Genomic DNA, 25648 nt, shown 5'->3' with positions numbered 1-25648 from the left:
TTCCAAGGCCCGTGTCCTCGCTTCGCTGCGGGCCGCGCCAGCCCTTCCATTTCCTCCCTTGACCGCGCCGAGCGGTGGGGCGGTGGGTTTCCCATTCCAAGACATCCGCACCGGATGCCCTGGACCGGGCCATTACTCACCAAGCGAGGAAACAACATGTTCGAGCCTTCCGACCTCATCCATTCCTACACCCGCGCCCAGGCGATCGAGGACGGCGTCTTGGTGGACGTGTCCGACGTGGCCAAAGAAGCCGGTTTCAAGTTGCCCGTGGCCATCACCCGCGCTGCGTGGGCACGCTACGTGGAAGTGCCCGCGGGACTGGAGGTGCGCGGCCAGTCGGTGGACGGCCGGCTCTGGGATGTGCTTTTCATGCTCCACGTCGCCATCAAGCGGCATCAGGGCAACGGTTCGGAGATCCACTACCAGCTCCACGTGGCTCTGTCCGATGCCGGCGACTGGTTGTCAAACGAAGCCCACCCGGAGGCCGGGTCTGGCCTGACGCGGTCGACCCATCGCCTTGTCACCTTGAAAGCACTGTGTGGGCCCGGGGACGCCCTGGAGCCGGTGGTCACCATCATGCTGCCCAACGAGGATTGAGAAAGGGAGAGGGGCGGGACACCGGCCCTCATCGTTTTCCCGTGCTGGTCCCGCCGCTACCATGGCGAGACGACAAGGGAGGAGTAGGGGATGGAAAAGTTCGATTGGTCGAAGGTGGAGTTTGCACGCACACCCTGGCGGAGCCGGGTTATCCCGGATGCGCTGCCCATCCTCATCCGGTGGGCGCAGGAGGGCGAAGCTCATTCCTACAGCGACCTGGCCCAAGAGCTGCACGACACCTTCGGACACGAGATCAAACCCCGCAAAGACCTCTACGGCACCGTCGCCGGGGGAGTGGCCCAGGCCCTGCAGTGGCTCAGCAAGCGGTGGAAGGAGCCCATCCCGCCCCTCCATGCAATCGTCGTCAACAAGAACACGAAACACCGTGGCGAGGGTGCCATAACGATTTCGCCGGCCTACTTCGCGGGCAAGAAGTTGGACACCGAGGAAGAGCGCCGCGCGCACTTGCGAGAGGCGATGGAAGACGTTTTCACCTATCCCAATTGGGACCAGGTCGCCCGCGCTCTGGGAGCCACCATGCTGACCCCGTCCGCTGGGGCGGTTGAAGAGGTGGCAGCGGATGCGCCTCTTCCCCTTCCTAAAGTCCAGGAGGGTGGCAGGCCAGAAAGCGATGAGCACAAAGCGTTGAAGGCGTGGGTGGCCAGCCATCCCGAAGAGTTCATGGATTACGGCGACTTCACCACGGGCACGAACGAGAAGCTCTTGAGCTCCGGCGATCGGTTGGATGCCCACTTCGACAACGGCAGGCACCGTCTAGCCGTTGAGGTGAAGACCAGCCGGTGCAGCGAAGACGAACTCCAGCGAGGCGTCTATCAAGCGGTGAAATACCGCGCCGTTCTCCGGGCCGAGCAGAAGGCGATCCGTCACGTGCCCAACGGGGAGGCGGTGCTGGTATGCACGCGCGCTCCGAACACGGAAACTCGAGCACTCATCAAACGCCTGCAGGTGCGGTTCCAGCAAGTGCCGCTGGAGGCGGAGCAAGAATGAAGCCTGAGGAACTGGAGCAACGTATTCGCCAAATCGATGGATTCGTTCGGGTCCTCACGCAGGAGTGCCACATCCTCGACGAGCGCCGGCACATTTTGTCCCCGCTCATTCAAGACCCCGAGATCCAAGCGGGGCTGAAAGCCAAGCTGGACAAGACGCCGGGTGCCAATGCTTGGAACCACCTGGCGCCGCTTCTTGGACAAGACCTGGTGCGCGATCAGTCACGGCTTTTTCTGGATAACGATTCGCGGTCCGGTAGCCTGACCAACCTCTGGCGAAAGCTTCAAGCAGATCCCGCGATCAAGGAGCACTACCGGGAGCGCTACGGTCGCATCTTCGATCACTTCCACGACGAACCGATCAGTGACCTGCCGCCCGAAAGCTCGGCTGTTTTCCAGGAGAAGTTCAGACAGAGCGATCGGGACGAGAACTACTCGCGCTTCGATAGCGGTTGGGAAAAGGTCTCCAATGAAATGGTGATACTTTCGGCTGATCCCGTGGCAGCGAAAATCAAGACCCTCCGGGACAAGCACCACGCCCACCTGGAAATGCGCAAGCTGGACGAGGAGCCTGGCGCGTTTGACATCAACACGCTTGGGTTGACCTTCAATGAGTTCCTGGCTTTTGGCGATCGTTGCCAAGCCACCGTGGCAGAGCTGGGACTGCTGCTGACCGGGACCAGCTGGGATCCACAGCAATACGCATCGGTTCACGAAGCCCAGGGCAAGGCGATGTGGAAAACCTTGGCTGGGGTTTGACTTCGAGGCACAACAGCGAAGAGCCCAGAAGCCGCCGCAGGTGGTCAAGCCACCTGCCTTCTGAAAAGCACGCTCGGTGCGAGGGCATTGCCTCCGGTCGGTTTTGGAAATCCGAAGCTTTGCCACTTCGAACGTGAGGGATGCCCCCCGCCTTCTTTGCCGTCAGGGGCACTTGAATTCAAAGCCCACCCAGTCGCTCGCTCCCAGGTCTTGCCAGTAGAATCGCGCGCCTGGACCCACGACGCTGCACGAGCAAGCCGCAGGCCAAACCGCGGTGCCAGGGTGGTTGACGAAGCCGTAACCTGGCATCGGAGTTAAGTTGGCGCGCAGCGCGTAGACACAGGCTTCCAAAGCCGGTGTTGGGCGGGTCACGCCAGGTGGCTCTGGCGTAAACGTGGGGGTGTCGTTCGTTTCGTATTGCCAAGTGCAGGCCAACGAGGTGGCTTGAAGCTCGGCCAGGGTCCGGGGAGCGTCGCAGAAGATCGCCCAGCCGTAGTGCCCTCCGTCTCCCCACGAATGCCAAGATCGCCCGGTGTATTCAGGAAACGTCGGAGGTGGTGCGTTGGGGGTGCATGTATTGGCCTCGTTGCGACGAACCCCAGTCGCCGCCCAATTTGTCCAAGTGGTGAACGTCGGGCTGGGCAGCGACCACGTGGTGGCCGGGCAGCTGTATGTCCCAGTCCTCGTCCGCCGCTGCTCGGCCTGCCACGTGTGCGATCCACTCTGGCCCGCCGGGCAAGCGGCCGCCGTGGTGATCCACTGGGTTTCCGTTTGTGGGAAAGGCGTTGGGCAAGCCGTGCAGGTGGTATTGGTCTGGGTCCACGCGTTCCACGAACCGGTGCCCGTGCACGCGAAGGTCCGCTGCTGGCCGATCGCGCCAAACTGACCGGCAGGGCATCCCACGATGCGCGTCTCGGGAGCCGGGCACGGTGCGCAGGTGCTGCTGGTCGTGGTCCAACTGCCGGCCGTCGTGAATCCCGCCCACGCTTCGTAAACGTTTGGGTCGGTTCCGCAGTGATGACGGCGGTTCTGGAACACCTGGCCCACCTGGCCTGAGGGGCAGGCGATCGGCCGGTTCTCGCTCCACTCCTGGCACGGCGGCACCGTGCTTGTTGGCGGTGGCGGCGTGACCGGCGGTGAAGTGGGCGGAGCCGGAGGCGTCACGCTCACCGGGGGAGCGGGCGGCGTGACCGGTGGGGGCGTCGTGGGCGGAACGCTGGGCGGCGGCGCGGTTGGGGGCGACACCGGCGTGGAAGGTGGCACCGGTCCCACAGGCCCCACCGGGGTTCCCACGGGCGGAGAAACGGGTGGGGTGACCGAGGGCGTGGCGGGCGGCAACACCAGCGGCGCCCCGGTCCATTCGCCCCCCAGCAATCCGCTGTGGTAGACGAAGACCACGCGCGATTTGTCAGCGCAGGTGCGGCCCAGCAATCCCACGTCGAGCTGGCCGCCGGTGTTTCGAATCACCGACACGTCCGATACCTGAGCGTCCCACACCCCGCCCGCGTTGGCCGCGACTAGGTCCACGCACGCTTGACGAGGAAGGCCGGCGTAGCTCACGGAAAACGAATCACCGAAGCGATCGACCGTGTAGGGCTGGACGTTTACCGCCCCGCCCCACGCGTTGGTCAAGACGCTTTCCCCGATGCCGAGTTGGGATTCGGGGGCCAGGCCATCGACCACCACGGCGGTGGTGCTCACCCCGCGGAACGTTCCCACCACCCCAAAACTGTTTTCGATACGACGGGACAGCTCGCGCAGGTTGCGCGTCTCGCTGCCCACCTTGGCCTTTGCATCGACCTGGCCAAAGAACAGGAACATCGCGCCCGTGGCGGCGGTCACGGCCCCGAGCGCAAGCAAGGCCTCGGTGAGGGTGAAGCCCAGCGCGCTGCGCACGCCCTTGGAAAGGCGGGTGAGGGTGGGCGAACAACGGGGGCGGGTTGTGTGCGTCATGCACTCAGCATGCGATGCACCTGGGATTCCGCAAGCCCCTGTTTTTAGTCAAAAAAAGATCGATTTTTCATCTTGACATTGCTCGGCGATCTGGTTGCATGAGGTCAAGTGAGTGGGGCGACCTACTCACGAACGTAGCTCCAAACAACCCAAGAGACCGCCACCATGATTGAAAGCCCCGCCAACTTGTCCCGCCTTATTGCTGGCCTTCCTTTCGCGCACATCCCTCCCACGGTTCCCGCGTTCCTGCCCGAAGGCAAGCTTCGCCGGCAAGCCCGCCTGGCGCGCGAGCAACGCCACTTCGAGCGCCAGCTGCGCAAGGAGCTGAAATGGAAATGACCACAGACCGGCGTGCTCAACGGCTTCTGGATGCCATCGAGCACCGCAACCCACAGGCTTTGAAGAGAACCATTGCGGCCATCCGCGAGGCACGTCTGAAGGCGTGGAGGGGCCTGACGGCTTTCCCGTCCTTGGACCACCCGGTGGGGCCCAACGGAATCACCGCTTTCCACGTCGCTTGCATGGCGTGGCACGTGAACCAGGATGACCCGGCCAAGCGACAGTGCTACGACAAGATGGCTGGAATGCTGGCTGAAGCCGGAGCGGACGTGTTCGCGGAGTTCGGTCCGGCAAAACAACGCTGGACGATCATCGAAGCACTGCATGGCGCTGCGCCACCGTCTGTCAAAGCATGGATGGCCTCTCAGCCGTTCGATCTGCATTGCTCGGCGTCAAACACCGCCCACACGCTGCGGTGGGACTGCCGTCGTCCAGCCGCCTTGTCGGAAGGATAGAAAATAATCCAAGGGCTGAACGGCCCGAAAGGGTTGCAAAAACATGCACTTGCGCTATGGCAGCGTCGGGGTAGATTCGATAGGAACCCCTATCTACTCACGAAAGGATGTCCTATGCGACTGTGCAACTTCTCACTCAAGGGTGGCGTCGGCCGCACGACGCTGGCCCTGAATCTAGCCGGGTGCTATGCCCGTGACCCCAGCCTGCGGGTGCTGGTCAATGACCGGGACCCCCAAGGCGGGGCCTGCGCGTTTGCCTCACTGTCGGACGAAACACCGTTCAGTGTCGGGCGATCGCGCTCCCCTGGCTTCGACGTGGAGATCACCGACACCCCGCCGCGTCTGCCGGACAACGAGGTGATTCCCGAGGCGGACCTCTACCTGGTGCCGACGTTGCTCGACGGGGCCAGCTTCCTCATCTTCCTGCGAACCGTGGATGTTCTTGAAAAGAAGGGAAAGCGTTACCTGCCCATCGCCAACCGGGCCAACGAGAGGCGGGCAGCCCATCGACGTCGCCTGGAGCACCCCAAGATGTCGGGCGCCATGCTGGTGCGGGATCGTGCGTTGTTTGCGGACTGCTACGAGGAGGGAAAGACCGTGTTCGACGCCAACGGCCGCTGGGCCCGGGTGGCCCAGGAGGAGATCCACGCCTTGGCGGTCCGGGTGCGCGACATCCTGGCTGCTGGTGCAGGCCGGAGGGCTGCGGCATGATGGAGCTTCCCTTGGTTTCCCTCCCAGATCCACTCATGGCCACTCGCAAAGCTCCTGCCAAGAAGGCTGCCACCAAGAAGGCCGCGGCGAAGAAGGCGGCCAAGCGCACGTTGGACGACGTCAAGGACGTGACCCATGCCAAGCCCCGCCGGGCCAGCAAAGCAGACAGCCTGCCTGTTGCCCACATCCCGGAGCATTTGTTGCTGGGGCCGGGCGACTACCCGGAGCGCAAGTCCTACTTTGACTACGACGACAGCCAGAAGGCGGGCAGCGTCGGAGGAAAGCGGGTTCACATGGTCATGCCCCGATCGGTCACCCTCCATGACTACCGCCGTCGGGAGGACGGGCTGCGCCACCACCGGGCCATGGTGACCATCCCGCCAAAACTCCGCGAGAACATCGCCAAGCTGTTTGGCTTCGACGATTCGGAAGGCGCCGGCAGTGAAGTCGCGTTGACGACCGCCATGGTGGCGTTGGCCGACTACGCCGCGGCGTCGCTCATCCAGGATAAGGCGCTGTTGATCGTGAGCTCGCCCGAGGACGAACACGCGGAGGACCGCAAGGCCGCCAGGGTGGCGGTGCGGAATCTGGGGATGAGCAAGAACGGAAAGATCTACTGACCCTCACAAACAGGGGAACGAAGAAAGCGGCCATAGCCGCTTTCTTGTAGCTGTGGATCAGCCCGTGGGCAGAGCAAAAGCAGCTAAAAAAGCGTCCCCTGGCGGGAGCAGGCATACGCCTACGGCGCGGAGAACCGTTGATTGAACTTCCGGATCCACGCGGAGGGCGTTTCTATCATGAGCAATGGTTCGATTTGTCCGATCAGCCGGAGCTTTGGGTCGGCTCATTGGGGAAGGCTGGCAACCTCCAGTTCGGACGATTCATTGCCCGCCAGTCGCCGCCGCAGGGCCTCTTTGGACATCTTGGGCGGAGCGTCCAGCGAGAGCTCCTTTCCGTCCAGCGAACGGTAGAACGGATCGTCCACCCCCGCGCTGACGTAAACGACCAGGTCCGGCCCGATGGTTAACAGGCCTGCATCGAACAACGCGTGGATGTCCTTCCGTAGCAGTAAGCCATTGCTCAAAGCATTGGTGGCTGCCCCGTTGTAGGGGACGATGTGAGCGGCGTCGATGACGCTTGCCAAGGCGGTCCCGGTGACCATGCACACGGCTCCGTAGTGAGCGACTAGGCGTTTACGAAACTCGGCTTGGCCCTCTCGGATCACCCGAAGGACTTGTTCCACCCGCTTGCCCTCGGCCACGACGGCTTCCGCCGCCGGGGGCAGTGCCTGTTCCACTGCCAACCGCCCGCTCTCTTCCAGCACTCCCAGGAGTGCTTGGATGGCATCGTATCCAAGCAGCTCTGCCGCCGGGCGCAGCTGTGGGTCAATGCCGGATCGGTGTCGGATGTGGGCCAACAGGAGGGCGGCGTCTTCGAGGTAAGTGAGCTTCTCTCGGCGCATGCTCCAAAGCTGGTTCAGTTCGTCCAAGCCCCAGGTGTTCAGCGCCAACTGGACCTCACCGCTGCTCATCCGGCGGGCGAGGTTGCCCTTGGCTAGGTTCTGCCGGACCAAGTATTCCTTAAGCTCGGGCGGATCGGTCAGCTCATCGTCATCGATGGCAAACAGGCTTCTGTAGGTCCGCGTGGCGGCTTGGCTCTTCTCTTCGTGGCGTCGTCGTTGTTTCTCCGCCCGCCACTTGGCGATGCGTTCCTTTTCGCTTTCCATGCCGGATGGTGTTCGAGGTTGGGTGCGAAGCTAATGGTAGTGGATCACGGCCGCTGAGAGCGGCCTTGCACTTTCCGCTGGCGGGCCTCCAACCACGACGACGCTAGATCGTCCACATCGGCCTGCATGGCTGCCCGCTCCCCGGGCAACCATGCCCTCAGCGTCCCACTTGCCACGCCCGCGTCTCGCTTCGCCAAACGCCGCCTTGCTTCCAACCACTGGGCCTTCGTTTCCCCCTCACGTGTGGCTTGACGCTGGGTTCGCATGCGAACCGCGTTGGGCTTGTCGCTGTAAGCCGGGACATGGTCTTTGCCCTGGCTGGGCCAGGGTGTTTCGTGCGCGCCCTGTCGCCGCCATCGGATCTGGCTCAGGCTTGGATATCGGGCCATCCACCGGTTCTCAAAGGTGCGGTCGGGAGGGGGAGCAGTCCCCAAAGGCAGGGGAATGACCAACGCGTGGAGGGCAATCAGTTGCCACACCGCTGATTGAAAAACTTCTTCCGTCACCAGGAAGGCCACCACCTCGGGGTGTTCCAGCCATTCGCCCCGGTGCACGTTGCGCAAGAGCGCGGCCAAGTCGTTCCGCGTGAGATCGGGACGCTGGGCCAGTGGCCACCCCAGCATCCAGCTGTCCGAATGCCGCTCGACGTGAACGACGAACCGGGGGTGTATCCAGCGCTCTTGGAGCTGGGCATGGACGGTGGCTGGCTTGGCAAAGCGCCCCACCTCGACCAGGTGGTTGTCGGAGCGCTGGAGGACAAGCAGCCGGTCGGCCAGCAGGGCATCCAGCATGGCTGGGGGCAACCGTTGGCTCAACTCGGGCCAGGCCAACAGGTCACGGCTGCCCCGCTCGGTGATGCAGCGCTTGCAAGCCATGCGCAGGTTCTCGGTGTCCCTTGGGCCGGCTAGGCTCAACGGAACGAGCGGTGAGAGCCCCCACGAATGGCGACGGTCCAAGTCCAGGGGGGCGGTGCAGAAAGCGCACACAGGGCTTTCGGAACGGCGGGCCACGTCCAGTGCCCAGCGTGGGGTGGCAGGCCCACGGGCGGCATGGAAGGCCAGCACGCGGCGGGCAAACGTGTCCAGGTCAGCGGTGGTCATGGGAGCACTCCTGAAACGAAAGCAGGTGGATCATTGATGGGCCAATGGCGGTGAATGACGGCCATGGCGCGCACCCTTGTTTGACTAAAACGAAATGGGGCGAGGGCTCCGCGCTTTCCTTCCAGGGGTTCTTTGGCTGCCCACTTGCGATTCGAAAAACACGGTGTCGGTGTATCCAAGGGCACAGCACACGTTTGACTAAAACCAACGTGGCTTGGGTGTCGTGGGGTGGTGCGGCGGGTGGGCGAGGGCAACCTGTCCTGGAGATTCGAGGCAATGCGAAACAGTGGGCTGAGAAACTCCGCACGGATTCCCGGGGTGGGGCATCGGTGGGCGTGAGGGGTGGAAGAGCGGGAGCGTTGCGTGGGCATGGCGTGGGCGGCGGTCCTGTGGGGCGAGGGGCGTAGACCACCAATAGCGCACCTGGGGCAACACGCAAGGGGCCGCCGAAAAGCAACTGCAAGAGCTCAGCGTGGGTGGAGGCAATGTCAGCAGTGGCAGAGAAGCAAGAGCCCGGACGGTTCCCCAGAGTCGTCATACACATGACGCACTTAAGTGGGAGTGCGCTTTTCGCCCAAGAATCGGCGTCACATCTGCCGAAATCCCAATCCAATCAAGGCCTGACCGTGTCTCCAGCGAATGGAGACAGTGTCGGTGCTTGTTAGCTCGTTTGGCCTTTGTTTTTCAGGCTCCTGCGGTGGGGCCTTGCCAACTCCGAGATTCGCGGTATCGGTGGAGTAATCCCGAAATGGAGTTACTCGACCAATGGCGTTCGTTCGTCACAACGTAAACCTTGACCGCGGGCAACTAAAACTTGCTCAGCGGCTTGCTCGTGAATCGGGCAGTGGGTTCAGCGCTTACATGCGAGAGGCGCTGGAGCGACACAACATCGCCACGTCAGTGGTGAGCGTGTTGGAGAACGCCAGCGCTCAGCTGGAGCGCCTCATCGACGATCTGCGGGAAGAGAACGCGCTGTTTCGCAGTGCGCTCCAAGAGGACCTGCGGCGGTTGCGAGACGAAACGAAGGCGGAGCAGGACAGCGCCATTCAGCGCTACGAAGAAGCGCTTCGCAAGGTCGTGACGGCGGCCCTCTCGCAACCCTCTCCAAAAGGTCCTGGTGCGGCCAAGGTGCCCGCAACCGGACCCATGACTGCTCCACGCACCTAACTTTCCCCCACAGCAGGAGATCCATCCCATGAAACGTTTTTCCCTTCCTCTCACTCTCTGCCTGGCGGCGTTCATGCCGCTTCAGGTTTCCGCCCAGGCCGCCCCTGATGCGGTCCATGCCGCGGAGGACGATGGCAAGCCCAAGGCCGACAAGAAGCGTCTGTTCAAAGCCGGTGGCATCGGTTGCGTGGCCGGCGGAGCCATCGCCTTGCTCACGGGCAAGAAAGACAAGGCCTTGGGCGCTTGCGCCGCCGGTGCTGCCGTGGGTGCTTCGGCGTCTTACGTGACGCAGCAGCGGGAGCACGCCGAGCAGGCCGCCGACGCCGCCCGTGCGGCTGGCATGAAGGCCGAAGTGGTCACCAAGACCGAAACCGTGGAAGGCAAGCAGGAAGCCGTCCTAGATTCGTTGCGTTTGAACTACAACCCCGCCGACATGAAGCGGTTGGACAGCGACACCCGGGCCTTCCTCGACAAGTTCGCGGGTCTGTTGAACAAGTCCAGCAACGGGTTGACGGTGGTGTTCCAGGGAGCTGACAAGGCCGCCTGCCAAGTGCCCATCGTGGAGCTGGCCAAGCGTGGCGCGCTGTCCAAGGTCACGGTGGACGACCGCTGCGGCAGCGGTGAGCCCGTGATCGTCGTTACCCCGGTGCCTGACGTCCGCTGACGCCAATCGCCCGGGTGTCTTGCGATGCCCGGGCTTCCTTTCCCCCCATTCCCAGGAGCCGACATGACCCCAGAAGAAAGAATCCAGCAACGCAAGCGCGAAGAATTGCTGAAGCGTGCCAACGCAACCCCAACCGCTTCGCCCACGCAAGAAGAGCGGCTGGTTTCCGACGGCATGAAAGAGAACCTGAAAGCCGCCAGTCACTGGGCCGGGGTGATCAGCAAGCGCACTGCCGAGTTGACCCAGAAGGGCGTTGTTGCCGCTGCAGAGAAGGCGAAGCAAGCCAAGGCGCAACTGGACGCAAAGCGCACCCGAGAAGCCCAGGAACATCGTGTTGTCGAAGAGAAGCCTCAAGACGCTCCGCTCACCGTGGAGCAGGAAATGTTGGTCAGGCAACTGACGTCCGATGCAGCTGCACCGGTTCTCGTAGGAGCGGGTGATAAGGGAATGTGCACCGTTTGGGAGCTGGTTGATGAATTTGGAGAGCCCGGCGCACAGGTTGCAGATGGATTGGGTGGCCCTTCGGTGGACGCCAAGGCGTTGAGCAATGAAGATACGGCAGCCTTGGTCAATCTGTCTCAGCAGGACGCAGTGGAAGTCCTGTCCGTTTCCGCGGTGCCTGAAGGGTCCAACCGGCTCCCGGAGGCCGCGTCACCAGAGCAGCCAGTAACTCCAATCCAACCCAGCCCCCGCTCTCGTTTGTCTTGGGTCTTGGCCGGTGTGTTGGCGGTGGCATTGGTCGCGGGCGCGATCTACTTCTTGCTTGGGAAGAACAACCAGGTGCCTCCAAGCACACCGGCTCCCGTGGCACCGGTTGCTACTCCGGCTGTTCCAGAGCGGTTGCCCGAGGTGGTGGAAGCCCCCGTGGTTGTGCCTGCTCCAGCAGTGCTTCCAGAGCAGGCCGAGCCAGAGCCTGCGATCGAGAAGCCAGAGCCGGTCGCCACTCCCCCGGTAACGACGACAGCGCCAATTGCGCCCCAGCCAATGCCTTCGCCGAAACGTGCGACTGCCCCGTTGCCGAGGAAGGCCCCCGCACCCGCCGCCGAACCGCGGAACGACTGGCAGCAAAAAGCCAACGCAGACCTGGACGCTTGGGCAAAGAAGTCGGGGATCGACTGATCCCCTTGCGCATCCGCGGATTCGATCTAGAAAGAAGTGACCTACTCACAAATAGAGGAGAGACATGTTCAAGTGGCTGTTCACGCAATACCGGGAACCCGGAAAACTTCACTTCGGCTCAAAGTGGCTGAACCTGCACGGGCGCTTGTTCCTCGGCAGCCCTGAATCGTTTGGCATGGGCCACCTGAGCGAAGGCGTCCGCCGCACTTTCTACTACTTGCGCGCCGATCGCAGGCCTCCGGTCAGAGACGACGCCGCGTATGAGGCATGGACCAAGGATCGGCTCTACGCAAGCAAGGTTGAGCAGGTCGCAGAGCGCTGGGTGGCCAAAGCGGGCTTCCTGGCGTGCGCGCCGCTTTGCTTGGTGCTTGCCGTCTTGGCGCATTGGCTTCGTTGATTTGACAGGGGAGGGAAACAGAGATGGCAGCAATCAGTTTATTCAACGTGCTGGACTGGACGAGCGGCTTGGGCCGCAAGTTCCGACGGAAGAGCGGCGAGCCTTCGAGCGTGAAGGAAGAAATCATCGTCAAGTCCAACGAGGAGTATGAAAACCTCGTGGGGCGCTTTGACGTGACCGATCGCGTTCGCAGCCGAGAGCTCGATGTGCCGGAGGCTGATCGGGATTTCGCGAAGGAATGCGGCGCAGTCTGGGACGACAACGCCCAGGTGTTCAAAGTGCCCGAAGGACGCAGCGAGGACGAGTTCCAGGAGTGGTGGCCGAAGGTTCCGGAGGATTTGCGCGACACCCAATCGCGGATCATCACGACGAAGCGTGGGCGGCGTGCCGAGGGCTTCTTGCAGGGCAACGACATGGGGCAGGGCGGCGACAGCCTGGCCACTCCCTTGATGTATCTCGCCTTCCCCGTGATCGGCGTTCTGGCAACCTTCCTGGTGAGCCTGATCGTATCTATGGGTTGGACCAAGCTAGAGGCCGCCTCGACGCTGGAAAGCTTCGTCCGGATTGGTGGGGCAAGCGTGATAGCTCTCATGCTGACCATTCCTTATTTCATTGCCCTCAAGCAAGGCGAGGGCATGAAGGAGGCGCTGAAGGCATTGGTGCTGTTGCAGTGGGTTCCGATGGCGCTTCAGTTCATGGTCGGCGACAGCAAGGGCGGCACCGAGGTGGCAATGCAAGCCGGCGGCATGGCTGTGTATGCCCAGATGGCCAAGACCTACCTGTGGTGGGCCTTTGGCTTGGTCGGCATCCTGTTTGTTGTTTGCGTTGTGGCGGCAGCCTCGCGCCCGCACCGGGGCGTCATTGGCGGGACGGCCGCGCGCTTCATTCAAGCGATGAAGTGGGTGGGCCTCATCTTTGCCGCCTTGGTTGTCGCCAAGGTCCTGCCGTTTGGCTTGGGCGAGGCGGCACCTTACGTGTTGGCCTGCATGTATGCGATGCAATACGCCGAAGGCAACTTTGTCCAAAACGCCGCCCGGCTCTACCTACAGAACAACGACAACAACCTGGCCACCCAGGGGGCGTTGATCAACTCACACGTCAAGGCACGTGAACAGCAAGCCGAGGCGGCCCTGCGGGACAAAACCCCGCTGATCACCATCGGGCGCGCCACGGGGCACTTGTCGGATAAAGGTTATGGCTACTCGCCTGACTTGGGCACCGTGATGAGGCTCTCGTGGCACGATTGCAAGACGGGCCTGCTCGTGTTCGGGGCCATCGGTTCGGGCAAATCCTATGCCGCGCTGCGACCCATCGCTCGTCGGTTCCGTAAAGCCGCCTTGGCAATGGCATGTGTGGCGCCAGGCCACGCAGATGCAAGGGAGCGCTTGAAGCAGCAGAAGCTTGCAGGCGGTGGCGCGCTCATCGCCGATGGCAAAGACGGGGCGATCATCTCGGACTTGGAAGGGTTGTTCGATATCGTCGTCAAACCTGGGCTTCGGGTGGCGCCATACGAAGGGTTGGCGCCGGATCAGATCGTGCGGGCATTGCGCGGCGCATCCGGTGGGCGAGTGGACGAGAGTTCCAAGCTATGGACGGATGGTGGCGATGCGTTTCTCTACCACACCGGCATCATCCTTCGTGCGCTCGTTGATCACGAGATGGCTTACAGGTCCTGGTGCTCGGCCAAGCTGGAAGGGTTGGAGCGTGCACAGATGGACGCGGAGCTTGAGCTGGTCAAACAGCGCAAGCTCGACGAGGACGTGGCCGAGACTGAGGCATTGCTCGAGCGGATCGCCGAACAGATCGCCATCCATCGAATCCCGGTGAGCGACGACAGGCAATGGCATTACACGCCATTCCACCACCACAAGTTGTTGTCCATTGTGGAACGCGTGATTCCCGCCAGCCCCGCGCCTCGTGCCAATGCAAAGCTGATGGAGGTGGTGAAATACTTGGGCCTGGAAGAGGCGGACACGAGCCATGACGAAGAAGGGCGGCTGGCCTACGCGGCCTACCTGCAACAGCACCGGCTCCGTCAGGACAACGCCCCGGAAACCATCCACCCAGACCTCTTCCGTCCCATGTCCCAACTGCAGAGCTCGCTGGAATGGGCGCTCCTGGAGGTTCCCGCGATGCATCCGGATCAGCGGCAATCGTTCACGCTCAACTCACGAGGGCTGCTGGAGAAGCTCTTGCGAGGCGAAAAGCTGCGTGACAGCAAGACGGACATGCCTTGGCATTCGATTGAGACGGGCGAGGTGGACGTGTCCGATGCGCTCTACGGTTCCATGGTAGGCCTCTTCCTGCCGCCGACGCAGTTTGGTGAGGCAGGTGAAATGATGATGCGTCTGCTCAAACAGCGGGTCATGAACGGAATCAAAGCGCGTGGTGCATTCGGTGACAACAAGTGGCGCGAAGCGTTGCCTGGGCAAACTGAAGTGATGTTGATGATGGACGAAGCCCACCTGCTGCTGACGGCCGATGACATCAACCTGTTCTCGATCTCTCGCTCGCTGGGGTTGATGCCCGTGCTGGCAACGCAAGGCTTTGAGAGCTTGGTCAACGCCTTTGGTTCGGTCAACGAGGCGGACCTGATGGCCAACACGATGCAGTCGGTGATTGCGTTGAGGTGCTCGCACAACACCCACGAATACCTGGAAAGGCGTTTCGGGCAGGCCACGTTGACCACGTTCAAGCAGCGCACCCGGGGCATCGACTACCAGGGGGGCATGAACAACTGGCGCCACTCCGTGCTCAACGACCCAGATCATGCCTACGCGTCTGCCTACGACAAGATGCGTATGGAAGGGGCGGGGCGGTTGACGGCTTCGCGCATCGACGCCGTGACGGGCCGCCGCTGGCGGATTGGATCGGAGGACACGCTGGGCCAGGACGAGATCGCGCGCGACATCGACATGCCCACCGGGGGCAAGCGCGAGGTGCAGCCGCTCTTCCTGCAAGAAGAATACACCGCTCTTCTTGAGCCCCGCGGTCACGCCATCGTGGCACTGAGCCGTGCCGGCATCAAGCGATTCGACCTGGCGGAGCTGCTGCCCGACGCGGATTGATGCGGATAGGCGAGGGGGTTCGCCCCCTTGCCAAACCTGCGGATTGATCAACGATGAACCTATTCACCCCAGCGGAGGAAACAAACATGAGCGACACCCTTTCCCAACCCATCGAAGAAATGACCGAGCTGCGAGCACTCCAGGCCCAGCGCAACGAGCGGCTTCTGGGCGATCGCCCACCGTCCAAGAAGGACAGCGCGGCGCGGGCGGACTTCGAGCAGAACGTGGCCCAAGACCAAGACGCCATCGAGCAACGCCGACAGCGCGTTCTGGATTGGGCAGAGAAGGCCTCGCCCGATCAGATCGCCGCGCTCCAGGCAAAGATCCAGGAGGCCGACAAAGCCGTTCGTGATGCAAAGCCGGACGACAAGCGCGAGCAGGTGGTTCATGCGACCGTTGCGCAGTGGCGGCAGCAACGCGGGGCCCAGCGGGAGGAGAGCCCTCCCATGTTGACCCGTGAGCAGCGGGCGGAGAACGGCCCCGGGCGCTTGGGATACGCCGATTACGCCCGCAGTTCGCTGAAGGAGGCGGCTTTCATGAAGGACTACGCTGCCAATTTCGATTGGGAGAAGCACCAGAAGCAGGCCCAGCCGAACGTCTTCCGACAGTGATTTTCACCGATGTTCAAATCTGCCCGGTTCTTCGCAGAATCGGGCATTTTTGCGTCTTGACGTCCAGTTTTGTGGTGCTTTACTGGTTCTATCAAGAGTAGGTAGACCTACTCATAAAAACCAAAAGGAGAGCTGCCATGTCCACGTTGTTCAATGCCCTCAAAGACTTCGCTTTCGAAAACGCGGTCCCACTGCTGACCGCTTTGTTCCTGCTGATCGCGGCCTTCGCAACGGCCGTCCTCGCCTATCCTCCGGCCGTTCCGGTTCTGCTCAAAGTGGTGGCCATGGCGGCGGTGGGCTTTGTGACCATCGGGGTGGTCGTCCAGAGTTCCTTCCGGTGACCAGCCGGCGCTGGCTCAGGCTGCGCGCGAGGTGCAGGAAGCGTTGGCGCCGGTTTGACTGTGAGGGGTTTGATTTCTGGTTCTATCCCGCGCTGATTTTCTACATGCTGGTTTGGATCGTCCTTGGGCCACCCGACAGGGTTTAGCGTTCGGGTCAGTAGTCCGGTAACGAAGCCGGGGCAGTCTGTAAAACTGCTGGTTCACTCCCCTGCAGGTTCAAGTCCTTCCTGACCCACCATTTCTGCGTGTTGGCTTGACGGCCAGCGATTCAACGCTACAACCATGGAGATGGACACTCAAGAATCCCTGTTGCGCCTTTTGCGTCCCCTGGACCTCCAACGAGCGGAGGCCTTGGCGGCCGCGCTCGCTCGCGAAGCCGGCGCATCCAAAGGCCTTCACGATTCGCAAGTGTTGGCGCGCGCCCACGCCCTGAGCGTTGCCCCTGTTGAGGGTCGGTTGGGCGGTCTGGTTTGGCAGGTGCGCCAGCGGGAGCACGATGATGTGCCCCAAGTGGACCTGCGCTGGGGCTTGCATCGCCTGGGGTTCGACGCGCCCACGCGGGCCTCCACCCGGGACCTGGTGCGTGCTTACGGGAGGCGCTTGGCAGACCGTGACGAGCCGATGGTATACAGCACCTTGGCAGAGAGGGTGGCTGGGTTGTCCATGGCAGAGCACGTCTCGCTCTTCCAAGGCATGGCGATGGCGGTGGAGGAAGCGCGGGCACGGAAGTCCGATGCAAACCGGTTGCGGGAGAACGCACCGTGGCAGGGCTGGCTCGTGGGGGCGTCCCGGGCGGGCCACGAAGCAGCACTGCTGGCCTGCATCGGCATGGGCGCGGACGCCCGGTTGCCCGATGTGAGCGGCAACACGCCCCTGCACCACGCGGCCCGGTTTGGTCACGCCTCGCTGGTCACGCCTCTGGTTGAAGCGGGCTCCGACGTGGCGGCCCTCAACGCCCACGGGTGGGCACCGCTCCACCTTGCCGCCCTTCACAAGCACGCCCGGGCCTGCCTCCACCTGATGGCCCACGGCGCCAATCCAGAGCAGCCAGGGTGGCGAGGGCGGACCCCGACGCGCATGCACCGACATGAGCAAACCCAAGCCCTTTGATGCCCTGGGCGACGTGCCCGGCAGCGTTGCGCCTTCCCAGCCGGTCCGATACTGGCACCGCGCCGTTCTTGCCTGTGCATTCGTCTTTGGCTTGGTCTACGTGGGGAGCATGGGCGTTGCCTGGCTCATCCCGAATCCCGATGGCTCGCTCATCCGTTTCGCCGATGCCGTGAAAGGCGGTCTGGTCACCGCCTATCACTTCCTGACCGTCGGCATCTCGGCTCGCGCTCCGGCACGGGAGTTCATCGAACTGGTGGCCTATCACCACCCAGTGGCGACGTGGACCCGCATCGGGGCGTCGCTTCTGCTGGCGGCGGGCCTTGGCCTTCGCATGTTCCTCAAGGCAGCTGAGCCAGTGAGCAACACCTGGCACCTGGCCGGACCGCGGCTATTGGAAGGAAAGGAGGCCGTGGACGAAGCCCGGCGCCGCTCGGTAACTCCTAAAGACGCCGAGGCGGATCCCTTCGCCCTGTCCCTCCATCCGGATCTGTTGTTGCCAAAAAAGCATTGGGCGCGCCATGTCCTGATCACCGGCTCGGTGGGTTCGGGCAAGAGCGTCATCCTCAAGCACATCCTGGAACAACTGACGCGAAAGAGGGACGCAAAGCTGTTCCTTTACGACATCAAGGGTGATTTCACGTCGATTTTCAAAAGGCCCATCATCGTGTCGCCCTTCGATGCGCGCTCCCACGTGTGGGACGTCGCCGCCGACGTGCGGACCCCGACCCAGGCGGCGGCGTTCGCCGCCTCTCTCATCCCAGAGGGCGACGGGAACGCCAAATTTTGGAGCATGGCCGCCCAGGACCTGTTGATCGGGTGCGTGCGCGAACTCCAGAACACCCGGCCTGGCCAGTGGGGGTGGCCCGATCTGGCGGCCTTGGTGCGCCGCCCGGCTGCAGAGATGGCCGCAGGCATGCGCCCGCATTACCCCCGCGGCGCCGCACTGGTGCGTGATCCGGAGAGCCAAACCACGTCCAGCGTGCTGTCTTCCCTCGGGGGCTTCACCCGCCTCATCGACGACCTGGCCACCGCATGGCCCAAGGTTGGCAAGCGCCGTTTCTCGATGACCGAGTGGATACGGGACGACTACACCGGGCGCAAGCAGGTCATCGTTCAATCCGGACCCGACCCAACCCTGACGAAGGCCTACATCGCCGCCATGATCAACGTGGCCGTGCCAGATCTCATTGGGCCAGGTTTGCCGGACAACGAGGGCGGGCGTGGGCTCTACTTCGTGTTCGACGAGCTGACCAGCGCCGGGCGCTTGAACATCGATCCCTTGTTGGCGTTGGGACGCAGCAAAGGCGTGGTGGCCATCATGGCGGTCCAGGATCACTCCCAGATTGAGTTGGTTTATGGGGACAAGACCGCCCAGGCCTTCTCATCGCTGGTGGGCACCCACGTGGTGTGCCAAGTGCAGATGGGGGCGACCCGGGACAAGCTGGCCAGCCAGCTCGGCAAGCGGAGAATCGCCTGGCGTGGGCACGAAGACAAGGCCCAGATTCACGAAGAGAGCCGCGCGTTGGTTTCCAGCGGTGAGCTCACCGACCGGTTGGGTTTCCGCAAAGGCAATCGCTACGGTTCCGAGAAGTGGGGCATCGAGGCGATCGTCCAAATGGGCGGGGACGTGCTGTTGCTGACGTGGCCCGGCAGGAGCCATCCAACGGTTCGCGAAGGGCAGGTGGCCGCCGCGTGGACCACCAAGCCGGCCGGTGTGGTGGGAGAAGCTGAATTGCCCCCTTTGACCGGTGACGCGTTGGCCTTCCCAACCACCGCAGAAGGCATCGACACGGTCCAGCGGGTGCTGACCATGACACCCGAGGAAATCGACGCGCTTTTCAAGCGGTGATCGGCCTTGCCAACTCTCCGTTTTCTGGGACCTTGGATCCATCAACGTTCCAGGAGGTCCCCGTGATCAATTGCACCCGCATCGATGCCCGCGGCCACAACAAGCGCAACGGCAACATGTTCGACTACATGCTGGCCACCGAGCGCCTGTCCATCGATAGCGCCGTGGCTTACTACGCCGGCAGCGGTCCTGATCCGCGGCAGACGCTCAATTGGGGCGGCAGCCTTGCCGCCGAACTCGGCCTGGAAGGGCAGCCGGTTACCCGCGAGGTGATGGAAAAGCTGGGGAAGGGCTTTTCACCCACCGGAAGGCCGTTGTGCAAAAACGCGGGCAAGGAGGCCCGATTGGTCATCAAGACGGATCGCTGGGGAAACGTGCGGTTGGACGACGACGGCAAGCCGATGGAGAAGTGGGAGGGCGGCCACCGGGTGGGGTTCGATCTGACCATTTCCGCCCCCGGGGACGTGAGCGTGGCGTTTGCCCTTGCGGATGAACGCGAGAAGCTGGCCATCTTGGAAGCGCACCGCCAGGCCTGCGCCGTGGCGATGCGCTACATCGAGAGCAAGGTAGAGACCCGGCGCGGAAGAGCGGGGAAAGACGTTATAGACACCCAGGGATTGGTGTGGGCAGCCGCCGACCACGTCAGCAACAGGAACGTGCAGTGCGACCTGCACACCCATCACCTGGCCTTCGGGATCTCCAAGGGGGAGGATGGCCAGTGGGGCACGTTCGATGCCATCGAGATCTACCGCCACCGCCACGCCGCGGATCACCTTTACAAAGTCGAGCTCTACGCCGCGATGAAAGCGCTGGGCTATGGGATTCAGCGGGAACGCGAGGTGGACGTGATGGGGCACGAAACGGGCCAGACTCTCACCACGATTGCCGGCATCGACCGGGAGCTGGTGCTTCAGACGAAGACCCGCCGCCAAGAAATCCTGGACTACGTCAAGGAACACCCCAACGCCAGCCACGACGAGGCCTGCAAGGCCACCCGCAAAAAAAAGGAAGAACCGCCCTTCGAGCAGGTGGTCAAGGACTGGCAGCAAACCTTCGCCAAAATCGCTAAAGAGCACCCGGAGCTGGTTCCCACCACCCAGTCGCTCAAGCAGACGAAAGGCCAACACCTGGACCCGCATACGTTTGACGAGGTTTTGCAGCGCATGCACGAAAACGAGGCGATGTTCTGCGAGCATGACCTGGTCCGGGAGTTGGGGATGGAGTTCGCAGGACAAAAAAATTCAGAAGAAATCCTCAGGATGGTGAATGAGTTCACCGAGCAGGACGATCTGGTGCGCGTGAAAGCCGAATACCTCCACGAAGACGACCGGGGCGTTCGGTTGGCGCGCAAGCACCGGGAGGATCGCTTCTGCGCCACATGGATGGTCGAATGGGAGGCCGAGATCATCCGCCGCTCGAAAGAGCGGGAGAACGAGACGGACCTCAAGCTGTTCCGCTCCACCGTGGATCGGGAGATCGCCGCTTACGAGAAGCGCAAGGGCTTTACCCTCACAGAGGAGCAGAAAGCCGCCATCGGTCACCTCACCTACGGCACGGCCGGTGTGGGGGTCATGTCGGGGTTGGCCGGCACCGGCAAGACCACCGTGGCCGAGGTCTACAAACAGTGCTTCGAAGCCGAAGGAAAGCAGTTGATGGGCTTGGCCGTGTCGGGTAAAGCCGCGGCCAAGCTAGAAGAAGAGTCCGGAATGCCCTGCATGTCGGTTGCAAAGTTCTTTTCCCAGCTCCGGCAGGGCAAGGTTGCTCTGACGAAGAACGTTGTGGTGGTGCTCGATGAAGCCGGCATGGTGGCCACCGATGACACCTTGAAGCTCATGACCTACTGCCAGGGGGTGGGCGCCAAGCTTGTCATGCAGGGAGACAGTGATCAGCTTCAGCCCATCGCTGCGGGCAACGGCTTTGAGCTGGCGAAGATGGCCTTGGGGGACAAGAAACTGACCGAAATCCGCCGGCAGAAGAACGCTGATGACCTGGTCACCGCCAACAGCTTCTACGAGCGGGATGACGAGGGAGAGGTCAAGGACATCCGCCGCGGACACCGCAGCCGCAAAGGCACATTCGATATGGGCGAAGATATCCTGAACAACCTCAAGCAACGCAACTGCATCGACGACTTCGGCACGGAAAGCCAGGCCATCAAAGCGTTGGTGGAGGATTACTTGAAAGACAAGACGCCCATGGACGAGAAGCTGGTCTTGGCCCACACGCGCTCTGAAGTCAAAGCCCTTACCACGGGCATCCGAAAGGGGCTCCAGGAGCAAGGCGTGCTGGACACGGAGGAATTCACCTTCCGCTCGATCGTGAAAGGGCAGTGGGAGGACCTGACGCTCTCCCGCCGGGACCGGGTGATGTTCACCGCGACCAACAACGACTTGGGTGTCATCAACGGCACCGAGGGCACGGTGGAGAGCATTCGAAAGGACAAGTCCGGTGGCTACGACCTGGTGGTGCGCATCGACTCCTCGAACCCGAAAGAGGACGGGCGCATTTTGGAGTTCAACACCAGCGAGCACAACGCCTTGGCCCACCGGTATGCCATGACCGTTCACAAGGCGCAGGGGCAGGGGAAATCCGAGGTTTATCACTTGGCCACGAACATGGGCATGCTCGACCAGCAGTCGGCCTTGGTGGCGTTCACCCGCCTCACCAAGGGCAGCTACCGCATGTTTACGACCGACGAGATGATGGAGCGCATGGCCGAACGGCTGGGAACCGAGCGGCACAAGGAAATGGCGCTGAGCGTCGGCTTGTCCGAGACCCAGACTGCTCCGGTGCGCAACCTGGTCCAGGACGTGGAAGAGCTGTTGGCAGGATTGAAACCGCAAACCCAGGTGCCAACCACAAACGCGGAACGGCGCGAGATGAGGCTTACCCGGTGACGCATCGGGCCAGTGTTAAAACGCTGATCACCACCACTGCCCATGGCCACCACGCCACGCGTTCGGAGGGGGCTTTCACCCGCCACGCCTGCTCATACGCTTCGGCTTCCGCCCTGGTGGCGGTCACCACTTCGAGCGCATGGAACCGGAAGGGTCGGTGCCAGCCACCTTTGGGGGAGCGGTGCTGCTTCTCCCGCTGCTGCGGGTTCGAGCTTTGACCAACGTAGCATCCCCCGTCGTCGAACACCAGGGCGTAAAGGGTGCGGGGCAGTGCGTGATACTTCTCACTGCGTCCGAGGTTGTGGCGGTGGGGCATGGTCTCTCCGTGAGTAAAACGACCCACTCACGAATAGATCAGAATTTTGAGTTGGCAAGCCTGCTGCGAAGGGTTCGAGACGCCTATAGGCATTCATGTAAGCACTTGGCAACGAACAAGGGCCCCGAAGGGCCCTTGCCGAGACACGATCACCTCCTTTTCGCTGCTGACATTCGTTACCAGCCGATGGCCCAGGCTGCGCCCATGGCCGTGTCCTGCCCGCTGCGGGAAACCCCGATCGAGAAAGCCGATGGGGATCCGCGTGGGGTGGTTACGTCACGGGTGTAGCCAATGGAAATGGCGGCTTGGCCGCTGCAGCCACCGACGCCCACGGCCAGGCGGTTTCGGTTCTCTCCGTGGATAGCCGACGTCGAGGTGGCCATCTGGGCGTTGGCTTGGGCCATGGCGCACACACCGCTCACCCGCTTGTCGAGCTGGCGGAAACGGCGGTCCGTCAGGTTCCAGCGGTCGTCTTGCTCCCGCTGGTAGTCCCACAGCTGACCACCGTTGATCGCGTCCGTGGACCCTGGAGCGATCGCTCCTGCAGCCACCCCGGTTACCCGCTGGTTGCCGGCGTTGATCCCGGATCGGGTGACCGATGGGCCGCCCTGGACGGTGAAGCCGTCGCTGTTGTGGATGGCCTTGGCCACTTGGACCGAGCCCTGCTCGGAAAGCTCAATGGTGTCTTTCAAGGCAACGGTTTGGGTGCCGTCCCCGTTGTCCGTGACCTCGATGTTTGCCCCGGCCACCGTGGTGCTGCTTCCTCCGTCCTTACCGTCCTGGCCTGCTGGGCCTTGCGGACCGGCGGGTCCCTGTGGACCGGTGGCGCCACCACCGCTGCCAGGGTTCTGCTCCAGTTGGTGAACGCGCCCATCGAGATCGTAGATGGCGCCGGCCACAGTGGTGTAGTTGTTCCCGCTGCTCAGCTGGTAGTTCGGTGCCACGATCACACCGTTCACCACGGTAGCGCCAGCGCCCAGGGTTTCCACGGCGGTGCGCAGTTGGCTGACGGCCACGGCGTCGTTGTCCGCTTTGCCCAAGGCAACCTGGGTCAAACGACGGTTGCCGAACGCTGCGGTCTCTTCTTCATCGCACGTGGTGTTGGCGCCCACGGCCACGCATCCCCTTGCGTTGGCCACGGCCCGTGGCCCCAACGCCACGCTTTCCGTGGCGTTGGCCGTGGCCAACGCGCCGAGGGCAGCAGAGTAGGGCGCAAACACCTGCGCCCATGGGCCCACGGCGGTGCCGGCCTCGCCGGCAGCGCCAGCGCCGTAACCGTAGGCGCCCGCGAAGTCGGCGGTCGCGTTGGCACCGGGCCCCACGGCGGATGCGCCTTCGCCCTCGGTCTGGGATGCGGCGCCCAGCGCCAGGTTGTTAACGCCTTGCGCAGTCGCCCCGCTGCCGAAAGCCGCTCCACCGTTTTCATCGGCTCTTGCGGTTGGGCCTACAGCGGTCCCACTAGCTCCAGGCGAACGGGCATTAGAGCCGATGGCCACACTGGAGATTCCGCTGGCTAGGCTGTGCCCGCCGATGGCCACCGCAAAGTCGCCGGTGGCTTGCGCTTGGGGGCCGACAGCGACGGCGTAAACCGCGAACGCCTTTGCGCGCGAGCCAATTGCGAGCGCATTTGAGCCCTGCGCTTCGCTCAAGAAACCCAGAGCGGTGGTGTGGCATCCGCGTGCGGTGGCGCGAATGCCCAACGCGGTGGCTCCCACGCACTCTCCCGGAACGCCATTTTCATCCACCATTATCCCGCCGTCGGCGAGGGCGTCCGCCCCGATGGTCGTGGCCCCAACGGTCAACGATTGGGCGCGGTCGCCTACCGCAGTGGTCTCGGGTTTGGTGGCAACGGCACCGTTGCCCACTTGAACCTGGGCTTGCGCCGTGCCAGCAACAAGGCCTGCCAGCAAAGCGCAGTGGATGAGGGAGCGTTTCATGGGGTGGCCTCCTGGGTCTGAAATGAGTGAGCGTGTGCACTCACGAATAGATCAGATCCTGGAATGCGCAAGCCCCCCCCCAACGAAACTTCCCGGCGCAACGGCAGGAGGGGCCGTTGCGCCAGGAAGCGGTGGGGCCGACTTTTCCCCACCCCTGTTCTTCTACGACAGGGAAAAAATTCCGCAAGCCCCCTTGCGCGTTTTCGATTCTCCGCTTGCATGGGTGTATCGCTCATGTGAGTAAGGAGGCCTACTCGTGTTTCAACGCTTGTTGCTCGCGCTCGCACTGGCCAGCGCACCCGTCTTGGTCCACGCGCACGCGCCAGCCACCGATTCCGTTGAGGTCCACGGGAAGAAGCCTGGGTTTTTCAAACGCCTGTTCCACCGCCACAAAGACGCCCCGCAGTGGGACGGTGTCCAGCCCGAGCTTCGCTCAGCGCTGGAACGCATCGCCTTGCAGATGAAGGACGAGGGCTACGACCTGCGGCTGATGGAGGGCTACCGTTCTAAACAGCGCCAGGCCGAGCTGCTCGCCAGCCAAAAGGGCGTGACCCAGGTGGGGCCAGGCAGCAGCTGCCACAACCACGGTTGGGCCGCGGACATGGTCATCTACAAGCGCGGGCGCCCTTCTTGGGACCTGAAGGACGAGCAGGTGCGGCAGGGCTACCAACGCTTCGGTGAGCTCGCCCAGCAGGCGGGATTGAGGTGGGGCGGGGCTTGGAAGAGCTTCAAGGACATGCCCCACGTCGAGATGCGCAGCGAGTGCCTGGTAGCCATTCGTGGCGGATCTGCCCCCCGCCGATCGCTGCAAACAGTGATTGCCAAGGCCGAGTCAGTGTCTGACGCACCGAAAGCACCCCGTTGGGCCTGGAGCGTCGATTCCGAGCTGGCGCCGGACTGGGCGTGCGAATCCGTGCTTTGCAGTGTGTCGTGGGCGACGGTGAGCCGGCCATGGAGCTATGGCGTAAGGCCGCCGTTGAAAGGACTCCGTCCAGAACCGTTTGCTGAGGCGTCCTGTCCCATGGCCCCAATTGCCCTGAGGCACACATGAGGAAGCGGTCCACCGGATTGCTTCCCTTTTCGGCGGAGAGTGGGGGCGAACGGGTCATCTGCCCTGATCGCGCCGGTTTGGAGAAGATCGAGATTGGCGATCCCAAGGGCGGCAAAAACGGCTGGATCCGTTGCACCGCAAGGGGTATGCTCATCGCGGGCACATTCAAGGGCACCTCCCAGATTCGTGAAACCCAAGCCGTCCAAGGGGTGAGGGCACTTCTCAAGGAAGTCCCACTCTCTCCGCCAGTTGTTTCAAAGAGCCCCTGGAAACAGGGGCTTTTTTGTTTTTTCCGCCTTGCTGCCCGTCAGTTCATCAATTCAGCTACTTGGTTCCAGGGAGGGGCGGCGGTCGCGCAGAGCACGCATGCTGCCAAGACAACACACTGACGGTTGGAAATGGAACACTCTACTCAATAGCAATCGTAATCACGTCGTACACTCATGCTCAGTCTGCAGCAGGCTGCGCAGGATT

The 25648-nt window shown here is 62.8% G+C and carries 24 protein-coding genes; 19 read left to right on the top strand and 5 right to left on the bottom strand.

Going from position 1 to position 25648, the window contains the following annotated elements; all coding sequences use genetic code 11:
- Positions 1–156: 156 nt before the first annotated feature.
- The 3 genes from ACSYAO_RS13525 (at position 157) to ACSYAO_RS13515 (ending at position 2363) form a co-directional block, all read left to right on the top strand.
- The gene (locus ACSYAO_RS13525; protein WP_044570520.1) at positions 157–597 is read left to right on the top strand and encodes a DUF6573 family protein; all 441 of its coding nucleotides are present in this window, start codon (positions 157–159) and stop codon (positions 595–597) included.
- Positions 598–687: 90 nt separating this feature from the next.
- Positions 688–1605 carry a hypothetical protein gene (locus ACSYAO_RS13520; protein WP_149908577.1) on the top strand — a complete coding sequence of 306 codons (918 nt, stop codon included), beginning with the start codon at positions 688–690 and terminating at the stop codon, positions 1603–1605.
- Positions 1602–2363: an AbiU2 domain-containing protein gene (locus tag ACSYAO_RS13515; protein ID WP_100437638.1), complete on the top strand. Its 762-nt coding sequence runs from the start codon at positions 1602–1604 to the stop codon at positions 2361–2363. Before ACSYAO_RS13520 ends, ACSYAO_RS13515 begins: the two co-directional genes overlap by 4 nt.
- Before the next feature lie 162 nt (positions 2364–2525).
- Here ACSYAO_RS13515 and ACSYAO_RS13510 read toward each other — a convergent pair whose 3' ends face one another.
- Positions 2526–4316: a type 4 pilus major pilin gene (locus ACSYAO_RS13510; protein ID WP_080356575.1), complete on the bottom strand. Its 1791-nt coding sequence runs from the start codon at positions 4314–4316 to the stop codon at positions 2526–2528.
- A 165-nt stretch (positions 4317–4481) separates the two neighbouring features.
- On the opposite strand from ACSYAO_RS13510, the gene ACSYAO_RS13505 reads away from it, so the two are divergent.
- From ACSYAO_RS13505 to ACSYAO_RS13490, 4 genes are all read left to right on the top strand, one after another.
- The gene (locus tag ACSYAO_RS13505; protein ID WP_156476632.1) at positions 4482–4655 is read left to right on the top strand and encodes a hypothetical protein; all 174 of its coding nucleotides are present in this window, start codon (positions 4482–4484) and stop codon (positions 4653–4655) included.
- Positions 4646–5110 carry a hypothetical protein gene (locus ACSYAO_RS13500; RefSeq protein ID WP_049430686.1) on the top strand — a complete coding sequence of 155 codons (465 nt, stop codon included), beginning with the start codon at positions 4646–4648 and terminating at the stop codon, positions 5108–5110. Before ACSYAO_RS13505 ends, ACSYAO_RS13500 begins: the two co-directional genes overlap by 10 nt.
- Before the next feature lie 114 nt (positions 5111–5224).
- The gene (locus ACSYAO_RS13495) at positions 5225–5821 is read left to right on the top strand and encodes a ParA family protein (RefSeq protein ID WP_049463003.1); all 597 of its coding nucleotides are present in this window, start codon (positions 5225–5227) and stop codon (positions 5819–5821) included.
- Positions 5818–6441, top strand: a complete 624-nt coding sequence (locus ACSYAO_RS13490) for a hypothetical protein (RefSeq protein WP_149908576.1) — start codon at positions 5818–5820, stop codon at positions 6439–6441. Before ACSYAO_RS13495 ends, ACSYAO_RS13490 begins: the two co-directional genes overlap by 4 nt.
- A 224-nt stretch (positions 6442–6665) precedes the next feature.
- Here the strand turns inward: ACSYAO_RS13490 and ACSYAO_RS13485 are convergent, their stop codons facing one another.
- Complete coding sequence (locus ACSYAO_RS13485; protein ID WP_046272104.1) at positions 6666–7547, bottom strand: HNH endonuclease; 882 nt, start codon at positions 7545–7547, stop codon at positions 6666–6668.
- A 44-nt stretch (positions 7548–7591) separates the two neighbouring features.
- Complete coding sequence (locus ACSYAO_RS13480; RefSeq protein WP_223224642.1) at positions 7592–8647, bottom strand: hypothetical protein; 1056 nt, start codon at positions 8645–8647, stop codon at positions 7592–7594.
- A 765-nt stretch (positions 8648–9412) separates the two neighbouring features.
- Between ACSYAO_RS13480 and ACSYAO_RS13475 the strand changes: the two genes are divergently transcribed.
- The 10 genes from ACSYAO_RS13475 (at position 9413) to mobF (ending at position 21870) form a co-directional block, all read left to right on the top strand.
- Positions 9413–9814 (top strand): hypothetical protein, encoded by a 402-nt coding sequence (locus ACSYAO_RS13475; RefSeq protein WP_149908575.1) that lies wholly within the window; start codon positions 9413–9415, stop codon positions 9812–9814.
- Positions 9815–9842: 28 nt separating this feature from the next.
- Complete coding sequence (locus tag ACSYAO_RS13470; RefSeq protein ID WP_088475701.1) at positions 9843–10478, top strand: hypothetical protein; 636 nt, start codon at positions 9843–9845, stop codon at positions 10476–10478.
- Positions 10479–10541: 63 nt separating this feature from the next.
- Positions 10542–11597: a hypothetical protein gene (locus ACSYAO_RS13465; RefSeq protein ID WP_223224641.1), complete on the top strand. Its 1056-nt coding sequence runs from the start codon at positions 10542–10544 to the stop codon at positions 11595–11597.
- A gap of 64 nt (positions 11598–11661) precedes the next feature.
- Positions 11662–11994, top strand: a complete 333-nt coding sequence (locus tag ACSYAO_RS13460) for a hypothetical protein (RefSeq protein WP_006375352.1) — start codon at positions 11662–11664, stop codon at positions 11992–11994.
- Positions 11995–12017: 23 nt separating this feature from the next.
- On the top strand, positions 12018–15062 hold the full coding sequence (locus ACSYAO_RS13455; protein ID WP_149908574.1) for a TraM recognition domain-containing protein: 3045 nt from the start codon (positions 12018–12020) through the stop codon (positions 15060–15062).
- 86 nt (positions 15063–15148) lie between these two features.
- Positions 15149–15673, top strand: coding sequence for a hypothetical protein (locus tag ACSYAO_RS13450; protein ID WP_049430806.1), 525 nt, complete (start codon positions 15149–15151; stop codon positions 15671–15673).
- Between the two features lie 137 nt (positions 15674–15810).
- Positions 15811–16014, top strand: a complete 204-nt coding sequence (locus ACSYAO_RS13445) for a hypothetical protein (RefSeq protein WP_049430674.1) — start codon at positions 15811–15813, stop codon at positions 16012–16014.
- A gap of 282 nt (positions 16015–16296) precedes the next feature.
- Entirely contained in the window at positions 16297–17124 is an 828-nt protein-coding gene (locus ACSYAO_RS13440) for an ankyrin repeat domain-containing protein (RefSeq protein WP_049419593.1), read from the top strand.
- The gene (locus tag ACSYAO_RS13435) at positions 17102–18973 is read left to right on the top strand and encodes a helicase HerA-like domain-containing protein (protein ID WP_049419594.1); all 1872 of its coding nucleotides are present in this window, start codon (positions 17102–17104) and stop codon (positions 18971–18973) included. The genes ACSYAO_RS13440 and ACSYAO_RS13435 overlap by 23 nt, the downstream gene beginning before the upstream one ends.
- A 62-nt stretch (positions 18974–19035) precedes the next feature.
- Positions 19036–21870 (top strand): MobF family relaxase, encoded by a 2835-nt coding sequence (gene mobF / locus ACSYAO_RS13430; RefSeq protein WP_149908573.1) that lies wholly within the window; start codon positions 19036–19038, stop codon positions 21868–21870.
- On the opposite strand, the gene ACSYAO_RS13425 is transcribed toward mobF, so the two are convergent.
- A complete protein-coding gene (locus ACSYAO_RS13425; RefSeq protein WP_149908572.1) occupies positions 21860–22186 on the bottom strand; it encodes a GIY-YIG nuclease family protein in 327 nt (108 codons plus the stop codon). The genes mobF and ACSYAO_RS13425 overlap by 11 nt on opposite strands.
- A gap of 176 nt (positions 22187–22362) precedes the next feature.
- Positions 22363–24123 carry an adhesin gene (locus tag ACSYAO_RS13420; RefSeq protein ID WP_440565759.1) on the bottom strand — a complete coding sequence of 587 codons (1761 nt, stop codon included), beginning with the start codon at positions 24121–24123 and terminating at the stop codon, positions 22363–22365.
- 256 nt (positions 24124–24379) lie between these two features.
- On the opposite strand from ACSYAO_RS13420, the gene ACSYAO_RS13415 reads away from it, so the two are divergent.
- Together ACSYAO_RS13415 and ACSYAO_RS13410 are read left to right on the top strand one after the other, a co-directional pair.
- A complete protein-coding gene (locus ACSYAO_RS13415) occupies positions 24380–25174 on the top strand; it encodes a M15 family metallopeptidase (protein WP_006375262.1) in 795 nt (264 codons plus the stop codon).
- Positions 25171–25563, top strand: coding sequence for a hypothetical protein (locus ACSYAO_RS13410; RefSeq protein ID WP_223224640.1), 393 nt, complete (start codon positions 25171–25173; stop codon positions 25561–25563). The genes ACSYAO_RS13415 and ACSYAO_RS13410 overlap by 4 nt, the downstream gene beginning before the upstream one ends.
- Positions 25564–25648: the final 85 nt, after the last annotated feature.

Source organism: Stenotrophomonas sp. STK16_22, from assembly GCF_051984505.1.
GTDB classification, from domain to species: domain Bacteria; phylum Pseudomonadota; class Gammaproteobacteria; order Xanthomonadales; family Xanthomonadaceae; genus Stenotrophomonas; species Stenotrophomonas maltophilia_A.
Note: the sequence above shows the minus strand (reverse complement) of the source record. Positions and strands in the feature narration are given on the sequence as shown.

Coding starts and splice junctions, on each gene's coding strand:
- ACSYAO_RS13435 (WP_049419594.1), top strand. CDS start 17,102: ATGAGCAAACCCAAGCCCTTTGATGCCCTGGGCGACGTGCCCGGCAGC.
- ACSYAO_RS13475 (WP_149908575.1), top strand. CDS start 9,413: ATGGCGTTCGTTCGTCACAACGTAAACCTTGACCGCGGGCAACTAAAA.
- ACSYAO_RS13505 (WP_156476632.1), top strand. CDS start 4,482: ATGATTGAAAGCCCCGCCAACTTGTCCCGCCTTATTGCTGGCCTTCCT.
- ACSYAO_RS13510 (WP_080356575.1), bottom strand. CDS start 4,316: ATGACGCACACAACCCGCCCCCGTTGTTCGCCCACCCTCACCCGCCTT.
- ACSYAO_RS13470 (WP_088475701.1), top strand. CDS start 9,843: ATGAAACGTTTTTCCCTTCCTCTCACTCTCTGCCTGGCGGCGTTCATG.
- ACSYAO_RS13495 (WP_049463003.1), top strand. CDS start 5,225: ATGCGACTGTGCAACTTCTCACTCAAGGGTGGCGTCGGCCGCACGACG.
- ACSYAO_RS13425 (WP_149908572.1), bottom strand. CDS start 22,186: ATGCCCCACCGCCACAACCTCGGACGCAGTGAGAAGTATCACGCACTG.
- ACSYAO_RS13490 (WP_149908576.1), top strand. CDS start 5,818: ATGATGGAGCTTCCCTTGGTTTCCCTCCCAGATCCACTCATGGCCACT.
- ACSYAO_RS13500 (WP_049430686.1), top strand. CDS start 4,646: ATGGAAATGACCACAGACCGGCGTGCTCAACGGCTTCTGGATGCCATC.
- ACSYAO_RS13525 (WP_044570520.1), top strand. CDS start 157: ATGTTCGAGCCTTCCGACCTCATCCATTCCTACACCCGCGCCCAGGCG.
- ACSYAO_RS13440 (WP_049419593.1), top strand. CDS start 16,297: ATGGAGATGGACACTCAAGAATCCCTGTTGCGCCTTTTGCGTCCCCTG.
- ACSYAO_RS13465 (WP_223224641.1), top strand. CDS start 10,542: ATGACCCCAGAAGAAAGAATCCAGCAACGCAAGCGCGAAGAATTGCTG.
- ACSYAO_RS13445 (WP_049430674.1), top strand. CDS start 15,811: ATGTCCACGTTGTTCAATGCCCTCAAAGACTTCGCTTTCGAAAACGCG.
- ACSYAO_RS13450 (WP_049430806.1), top strand. CDS start 15,149: ATGAGCGACACCCTTTCCCAACCCATCGAAGAAATGACCGAGCTGCGA.
- ACSYAO_RS13410 (WP_223224640.1), top strand. CDS start 25,171: ATGAGGAAGCGGTCCACCGGATTGCTTCCCTTTTCGGCGGAGAGTGGG.
- ACSYAO_RS13515 (WP_100437638.1), top strand. CDS start 1,602: ATGAAGCCTGAGGAACTGGAGCAACGTATTCGCCAAATCGATGGATTC.
- ACSYAO_RS13520 (WP_149908577.1), top strand. CDS start 688: ATGGAAAAGTTCGATTGGTCGAAGGTGGAGTTTGCACGCACACCCTGG.
- ACSYAO_RS13420 (WP_440565759.1), bottom strand. CDS start 24,123: ATGAAACGCTCCCTCATCCACTGCGCTTTGCTGGCAGGCCTTGTTGCT.
- ACSYAO_RS13460 (WP_006375352.1), top strand. CDS start 11,662: ATGTTCAAGTGGCTGTTCACGCAATACCGGGAACCCGGAAAACTTCAC.
- ACSYAO_RS13480 (WP_223224642.1), bottom strand. CDS start 8,647: ATGACCACCGCTGACCTGGACACGTTTGCCCGCCGCGTGCTGGCCTTC.
- ACSYAO_RS13485 (WP_046272104.1), bottom strand. CDS start 7,547: ATGGAAAGCGAAAAGGAACGCATCGCCAAGTGGCGGGCGGAGAAACAA.
- ACSYAO_RS13455 (WP_149908574.1), top strand. CDS start 12,018: ATGGCAGCAATCAGTTTATTCAACGTGCTGGACTGGACGAGCGGCTTG.